Raw genomic sequence first — 7,627 nt, forward strand, 5'->3', positions numbered from 1 at the left:
CCGTTCGTCGTTCGGCCGCCCTGCGGCCCGACGGGTCTCAGATCCGCACCTCGACGGTGCCGACCGCCTTGTCGTGCAGCCCCCGGGTGTCCCGGTCCCAGACCAGCGCGGGCACCACCAGGCAGAGCAGCAGGGTGCGCAGCATGACCTGCGGGATGCTCGCCCGGCGGCCGTCCAGGCGGACGACCCGCAGCCCGAACAGCCGCTTGCCGAAGGTCGTCCCGGTGGTGGCGAGCAGCAGCACGGTGACGGCGAAGAACAGCGGGGTGGTCCACATGTTCGCCGAGGCCGCGGAGCCCTTGCCGATCAGCCCGTAGGCGACCAGGGCGACCAGCCACCCGTCGACGAACAGCGCGCCCATCCGGCGGCCGGGGCCGGCGATCGAGCCCGGGCCCTCCTTGGGCAGTCCGAGGCGCTCACCGCGGTGGCCGAAGTCGGCCCCCATCTTCTCGGCGGCCGCCTTCGGGCCGTCGATCCACGATCCCAACGCTTCTCTGGTGTCCACGAATCCACATTAACCGGGCGAACACCGGGAACGGCCACCGCCTCCCCGCCGGACCCGCCGGACCCGCCACCGGAGAGTGAACCGGCCGCCGCCGGCCTTGCCCCGCCGCCCCTCAATGGTCTAGACCACAACACCGGCCCCACCTGCCACGGCAAGGCGCTTTGTCCGATCCCGTCCACCTTTGCCGCCCGCCCGTTAACATGCAGGAAAAGACTGGGTCACCGATCGGAAACGGCCCGTTCCTAGGGTGAGCCCCATTCGCAACACCGAGGAGGATGGATGTTCAACAACGCCGCCGAAGTGAAGCAGTTCATCCAGGACAACGACGTGAAGTTCGTCGACGTCCGCTTCTGCGACCTGCCGGGCGTCTTGCAGCACTTCTCCGTACCCGCGGCGACGTTCGACCCGTCCGAGGTCCTGATGTTCGACGGCTCGTCGATCCGCGGCTTCCAGGCCATCCACGAGTCCGACATGGGCCTGGTCCCCGATCTCGCCACGGCCCGGCTGGACCCGTTCCGCCAGGAGAAGCACCTCAACATCAACTTCTTCATCCAGGACCCGGTGACCGGCGAGGCCTACAGCCGCGACCCGCGCAACGTCGCCAGGAAGGCCGAGGCCTACCTCGCCTCCTCCGGCATCGCGGACACCGCGTTCTTCGGCCCCGAGGCCGAGTTCTACGTCTTCGACTCGGTCCGCTTCGACACCAGCGCCAACGCCTCGTACTACCACATCGACTCCGAGGCCGGCGCCTGGAACAGCGGCTCCACCGAGGGCGACGTCCGGGGCTACAAGGTCAAGTACAAGGGCGGCTACTTCCCCGTCCCGCCCGTCGACCACTTCGCCGACCTGCGCGCCGAGATGTCCCTGGAACTGGCCAGGGCCGGCCTGGAGGTCGAGCGCCAGCACCACGAGGTCGGCACGGCCGGCCAGGCGGAGATCAACTACAGGTTCAACACCCTGCTGCACGCCGCCGACGACCTGATGCTGTTCAAGTACATCATCAAGAACGTCGCCTGGCGCAGCGGCAAGACGGCCACCTTCATGCCCAAGCCGATCTTCGGCGACAACGGCTCGGGCATGCACGTCCACCAGTCGCTGTGGAGCGAGGGCTCACCGCTCTTCTACGACGAGCAGGGCTACGCGGGCCTCTCCGACATGGCCCGCTACTACATCGGCGGCCTGCTCAAGCACGCCCCGTCCCTGCTCGCCTTCACCAACCCCTCGGTGAACTCCTACCACCGCCTGGTGCCCGGCTTCGAGGCCCCGGTCAACCTGGTCTACTCCCAGCGCAACCGCTCCGCCGCGATCCGCATCCCCATCACCGGCTCCAACGCCAAGGCCAAGCGCATCGAGTTCCGCGCCCCCGACCCCTCCTCCAACCCCTACCTGGCCTTCGCCGCCATGCTGATGGCCGGCCTGGACGGCGTCAAGAACAAGATCGAACCCCTGGAGCCGGTCGACAAGGACCTCTACGAACTGGCCCCCGAGGACCACGCCAACGTCCCCCAGGTCCCCACCTCCCTCCCTGCCGTCCTGGAGGCCCTCGAAGCCGACCACGAGTACCTCCTCGCCGGCAACGTCTTCACTCCGGACCTCATCGAGACCTGGATCGACTTCAAGCGCACCCAGGAGATCGCCCCCATCGCCCTCCGCCCCCACCCGCACGAGTTCGAGCTCTACTACGACCTGTAGCGGCGCCCGCGACCTGTGGGGACGACGTTCGGCGTCCTGTCGTTCCCACAGGCCGGCACCCCCCCGGCCGGCGCGTCGGATCCACTCACTTCCGGTCACTTCCGGCGCGTATAGTCGGTGCTGAGACGCAGTCACCGCCCGGGCCGGAGGTTCCACGTGTCAGTTTCGCACTCCGATCAGGTCATCGCCGGGCAGGCCATGTACAACCCGTCGACGCTGCGCGCGTACGACCTGGCGGCCTTCCAGTTCAACTGCCGTTTCCTGTTCCGGGTCCCGGTGTCCGAGGTGGTCGGCATGTTCGACCGCAACATCTCGGCGAACCACCTGGACCTCGGGGTGGGGACCGGCTACTTCCTGGACCACTGCCGGACCGCCCCGGGACAGGCCATCACGCTGGCCGACCTGAACGAGCACTCGCTGAAGCACGCGGCGGCCCGCCTGGCCCGCTTCGACGTCAGGACCGTCCGGGCCAACGCGCTGGAGCCCCTGCCGCTGCCCGGGCGGGAGTTCGGCTCGGCGTCGATGAACTTCCTGCTGCACTGCGTGCCGGGTGACATCCGCGCGAAGGCCAGGGTGTTCGACAACGTGGCGGCCTGCGTGAAGCCCGGCGGGCGGATCTTCGGGGCCACCGTGCTGATGAAGGGCGTGCCGGTGGGGGCGCTCGCCCGCACCGTGCTGGGGGCCTGGAACAAGCGCGGGATCATGCACAACGCCGAGGACTCGCTCGACGATCTGCGCGCCGAGCTGGCCGCCCGTTTCCCCGAGCACGAGCTCACCGTGCGCGGCTGCACCGCTCTCTTCGAGGCCGAGGTGCCCCGGGTCCGCTGACCCGGGTGACCGGCGACGCCCGCGGTCAGGGCACCCGGGCGCGAACGGCCGGGCCCGAACTCCCCTGTCCAGTGAGGGGAGTTCGGGCCCGGCCCGGTTCGGTCGTCAGGTGCGGCGCGGCACCGGGATCACGTACCGGCTGAACACCAGGTCGCGCAGGACGTCGTCGCCGCCCTCCACGACCGAGACGTAGCGCATGTCCCGGACCAGCTTGCCGATCGGCAGCTCGTCGGTGTACCCGAGCCCGCCGAACATCTCCGAGCCGACGCTCGCCACCTCCCAACCCGTCTGGCCGCAGAACATCTTGGCGGTCAGCGCGGACTTGAGGGTGCCCTGCCGGTGGAACACGTCCGCGGCCTTCGGGTTCGCCGTGATCGCGTCGTACTCCCGGGCGGCGCGCAGCAGATGGCTCTTCATGACGTCGATCCGCATCTCCATCTGCCCGAGCTTGGCCGCGAACACGGGGCTGTCCAGCAGGACACCGTCGCGCAGCGGCTTGGTCTTGGCGTAGGTCATGCAGTGGTCACGGACGCGGCGGGCGATCCCGAGCGCGGTGGCGGCGATCAGGATGCGGCTGGCGTTGAGGCCGATCTCCAGCAGCCGCAGGCCCGAGCCCTCCAGGCGGTTGGCGACGGGGACGCGGCAGTCCTTGAGGCTGACCTGGTAGGTGTAGGAGGCGCGCAGGCCGATGACGTCCCAGCGCTTGACGACCTCGACGCCGGGGGTGTCGCGCGGGATCAGCACCATGGCGGACTGCTCCGGGTCCTCGGCCGAACGGCCGACGACGAGCAGGAAGTCGGCGAAGTCGGTGTTGGTGGAGAAGAACTTCTCCCCGGTGACGACGAGTTCCTCGCCGTCCACGGCCACCACGGTGCCGATCTTGGCGAGTTCGCTGCCGGCCGTCTGCTCGCTGCCCAGCGTCGCGCAGAACGAGCCCCGCTCGGCCATCGGCCGGAGGTAGCGCTCCTTCAGCTCCTGCGAGCCGTACAGCTCCACCATGCTGGTGCCCAGCACCGAGATGAACAGCGTGAACGCCACACCGGCGTCGCCGTAGGCGAGTTCGTTGACGATCTCGACGCCGTCCTCCAGGCTCAGGCCCCGGCCCCCCAGGGACTCGGGCAGCCACCAGTTGGCCAGTCCGGTGTCCCGGAACCTGTCGTAGACGTCCGAGGGCTTCTCCGCGAAGGTGTCCAGTTCCACGTGGCGGCCGTCCAGGTGCTCCTTGACGAACGCGCGCACGGCCTTCAGGTCTTCAGGCTTCATGACTCACTTTCCAGGTCGGGCGGGGGTGTGCGGCGGGGGGGCTTCAGGAGTTCGCCCGCTGCACGAGCGCCTCAAGGTCGAGGTCGTCGATCTCGTCGTAGTCGTCCCCGTCGTCGAACTCGCCGTCCAGGTCGGCGGTGTCCTCGTCGGCCTCCGGCTCGGGGAACAGCAGCTCCCGCACGCGCTCCGCCAGGGCGGCGGGCGTCGGGTAGTTGTAGATCACCGTGGCCGGCACGTGCACGCCGGTCTCCGCCTTGACCTGGTTGCGGAACTCGACGCCGCTGAGCGAGTCGAACCCGATCTCCTGGAACGACATGTCGGCGTCGATGTCGTCGACGGACGCGTAGCCGAGCACCGTCACCGCCGTCTCCAGCAGCAGGGCCACGAGTTGCTCGCGCTGCTCCTCCTCGGCGAGCCCGGCCAGCCGGCGGGCCATCGGGGACGCGCCGTCCTCCTCCTCGGCGGGCTCGTCGGCGAGGTCCGCGGCGACGGGCGCGGCGACGGCACCGCCCCGGAGCACGGTGCGCAGCAGCTCGGGCACCGTGTCCTGGCGCAGCGCGCTACGGTCGAGCTGCACGGGCAGCTGCAACGGTTCCTCGGAGACGAGCGCCGCGTCGAACAGGGCGGTGCCCTTCCCGGCGGTCAGCGGCGTCATGCCGTGGCGCCGGAAGCGGGCCAGATCGGCCTGGCCGAGGGTGCCGGCCATGCCGAGTTCCCACGGGCCCCAGGCCAGGGCGAGCGCGGGCAGGCCGGCGGCGACACGGTGTTCGGCGAGGGCGTCGAGGAAGGCGTTGGCGGCCGCGTAGTTGGCCTGGCCGGCGTTGCCGACCACGCCGACGACGGAGGAGAACAGCACGAAGGCCGACAGGTCGAGGTCCTTGGTCAGCTCGTGCAGGTGCCAGGCGGCGTCGGCCTTGGGCGCGAAGACCCGGTCGATCCGGTCCGGCGTCATGGTCTCCACGGCGCTGTCGGCGAGCACGCCCGCCATGTGCACCACGGCGGTCAGCGGCGCCTCGTCCGGGATCAGCGCCAGCTGCGCGGAGAGCGCCCCGGCGTCGGAGACGTCGCAGGCCGCGTGGGTGACCTCGGCACCCAATCCGGTGAGCTCCTCGGCGAGTTCGGCGGCTCCTGAGCGGCTGAGCAGCAGCAGTCGGCGCACGCCGTGCTCGGTGACCAGGTGCCGGGCGAACAGGGTGCCGAGGCCACCGGTGGCGCCGGTGAGCAGCACCGTCCCGTTCGGGTCCCACTCCGGCCGGGCGGTGGTCGCGGCGGCGGCCGGGACGAGGCGCTGGGCGTAGACCCGGCCCCGGCGGATCACCAGCTGGGACGCGCTCGCGTCCAGGGTCTCCAGGGCGCGCCGCGACTCCTCGCTGCCGTCGGTGTCGACGAGGACGAAGCCCTCGCCGTACTCGATCTGGACGCAGCGGATCAGACCCCACACGGCCGCGAGGGCCAGGTCGGGCGTCTCGCCGGTAAGGGCGGCGACGGCGCCCCGGGTCACGACGGCCAGTGGGCGCTCCTGGGGCTCGGCGAGGCGCCGCTGCACCAGCTCCAGGGCCGCGCGGGCGCTCGCCCGTACGGACCCGGGCACATCGCCGTCCGTCCGCGCCTCGACGTGCACCAGCTCGACGGACCCCCCGGACCTCTCGGAGCCCGGCTCGACCGGCGCCCAGCGCACGGCGAACAGCGAGTCGGCCACGGCGCCCCGGGCCAGCTGGGCCGCCGAGGCGGGCATCAGGGCCAGCGAGTCGACGGTCAGCACGGGCGTGCCGTCCGCCTCGGTGATCGCCACCGACACCTCGGTGTCACCGAGCCGGGCGACCCGTACCCGCAGCCGGCCGGTGCCGCGCGCGTGGCAGGTGACACCGGACCAGGAGTACGGCAGGACCGTGCGCTCCGGGTCGTCCGTGGCGAGCAGCGCCAGCAGCGGGTGCAGGGCGGCGTCGAACAGCGCCGGGTGCACCGAGAAACCGTCGGTGGCGTGCGGCACTCCCTCGGGCAGCTGGACCTCGCCGTAGGCCTCGTCCCCGCCGCGCCACAGCGCGCGCAGGCCCCGGAAGGCCGGGCCGTAGCCGAATCCGCGGTCGGCCAGCTCCGGGTAGAAGCCGGACAGGTCCACCTCGACGGCGTCCTGCGGCGGCCACACCCGCGCCGTGGGCGCTGCGGCGGAGACCCGCGGGACGGCGTAGCCGGCCGCGTGCCGGGTCCAGGGACCGGAGCCGGCGGCCACCGGACGGGAGTGCACGCCGACCGGGCGGCGGCCGGACGGTTCCGCCTCGCCGACCAGAACCTGCACCTGGACGGCGCCGGCCGCGAAGGTCAGCGGCGCGTGCAGGGTCAGTTCCTCGACGGCCCGGCAGCCGGTGCCCTCGACGGCGCGCAGCACCATCTCGACCAGGGCCGCGCCGGGGAAGACGGCGTTGCCGAAGATGGCGTGATCGGCCAGCCAGCCGTCGGCGGCGAGGTCGATCCGGCCGCTGTAGGCGATCTGCTCGCCGGTGGCGAGTTCGGTGGCGGCGGACAGGAAGGGGTGCGCGACCGCCGCCAGCCCGGCGCCCTCGACGTCACCGCGCGGCGGGGTGGGCCGCGCCCAGTAGCGCTGTGGCTCGAAGGCGTAGGTGGGCAGGTCGACGGGGCGGGCGGTACGCCCGAGGGCGGCCAGGTGGGCCGGCCAGTCGACGGGCGCCCCGGCGACGTGCAGGCGGGCCAGGGCCTCCGCCGCCGAGCGGGTCTCCGAGCGGCCCTTGCGGACCAGCGGAATCGCGGTCAGGCCGGCGTCGGCGAGCGGCTCGGCGGCCATGGCGGCGAGCACGCCGTCCGGGCCGACCTCGACCAGCACCTCGGCCCCGGCCTTCACGGCGGCGGTCACACCGTCCGCGAAGCGCACGGCTTCGCGCACGTGGCGCACCCAGTACTCGGGCTGCTCCAGCTCGCCCGGCCCGGCGACGGCGCCGGTCACGTTGGACACCACCGCGAGGCGCGGCGGCGCGTAGGCGACGGACTCGGCGACGCGCCGGAACTCCTCCAGCATCGGCTCCATCAGCGGCGAGTGGAAGGCGTGCGAGACGCGCAGCCGGGTCGTCTTGCGACCGTCCGCGGCCAGCGCGGCGGCGATCCCGGTGACGACCTCCTCGACGCCCGAGATCACCACGGCGGCGGGGCCGTTGACGGCGGCGACGGAGGCGTTGCGCTCGTGCCCGGCCAGCGCGGCGCGGACCTCGTCCTCGTCGGCCTGGACGGCCACCATGGCACCGCCGGCCGGCAGTGCGCCCATCAGGCGGCCCCGCGCAGCCACCAGCCGGGCCGCGTCGTCGAGCGAGAACACGCCGGCGACGTGGG

The 7,627-nt window shown here is 72.1% G+C and carries 5 protein-coding genes; 2 read left to right on the top strand and 3 right to left on the bottom strand.

From position 1 onward, the window contains the following. Window positions 1–37 precede the first annotated feature (37 nt). On the bottom strand, window positions 38–505 hold the full coding sequence (locus ABD308_RS15090) for an RDD family protein (RefSeq protein ID WP_344333787.1): 468 nt from the start codon (window positions 503–505) through the stop codon (window positions 38–40). Between the two features lie 279 nt (window positions 506–784). Here ABD308_RS15090 and glnA point away from each other — a divergent pair, with 279 nt between their 5' ends. Further along, window positions 785–2,197 carry a type I glutamate--ammonia ligase gene (gene glnA / locus ABD308_RS15095; RefSeq protein ID WP_344333789.1) on the top strand — a complete coding sequence of 471 codons (1,413 nt, stop codon included), beginning with the start codon at window positions 785–787 and terminating at the stop codon, window positions 2,195–2,197. A 156-nt stretch (window positions 2,198–2,353) separates the two neighbouring features. Continuing rightward, the gene (locus ABD308_RS15100; RefSeq protein WP_344333791.1) at window positions 2,354–3,025 is read left to right on the top strand and encodes a class I SAM-dependent methyltransferase; all 672 of its coding nucleotides are present in this window, start codon (window positions 2,354–2,356) and stop codon (window positions 3,023–3,025) included. Between the two features lie 105 nt (window positions 3,026–3,130). Here ABD308_RS15100 and ABD308_RS15105 read toward each other — a convergent pair whose 3' ends face one another. Together ABD308_RS15105 and ABD308_RS15110 are read right to left on the bottom strand one after the other, a co-directional pair. Next, window positions 3,131–4,288 carry an acyl-CoA dehydrogenase family protein gene (locus ABD308_RS15105; RefSeq protein WP_344333793.1) on the bottom strand — a complete coding sequence of 386 codons (1,158 nt, stop codon included), beginning with the start codon at window positions 4,286–4,288 and terminating at the stop codon, window positions 3,131–3,133. Between the two features lie 43 nt (window positions 4,289–4,331). Beyond that, the coding region (locus tag ABD308_RS15110; RefSeq protein WP_344333795.1) for a type I polyketide synthase at window positions 4,332–7,627 on the bottom strand (3,296 nt) is incomplete at its 5' end.

This window comes from Kitasatospora putterlickiae (assembly GCF_039527695.1).
GTDB lineage: Bacteria > Actinomycetota > Actinomycetes > Streptomycetales > Streptomycetaceae > Kitasatospora > Kitasatospora putterlickiae.

Excerpts from the sequence above, each read along its gene's own strand:
- glnA (WP_344333789.1), top strand. The coding sequence starts at position 785 with ATGTTCAACAACGCCGCCGAAGTGAAGCAGTTCATCCAGGACAACGAC.
- ABD308_RS15105 (WP_344333793.1), bottom strand. The coding sequence starts at position 4,288 with ATGAAGCCTGAAGACCTGAAGGCCGTGCGCGCGTTCGTCAAGGAGCAC.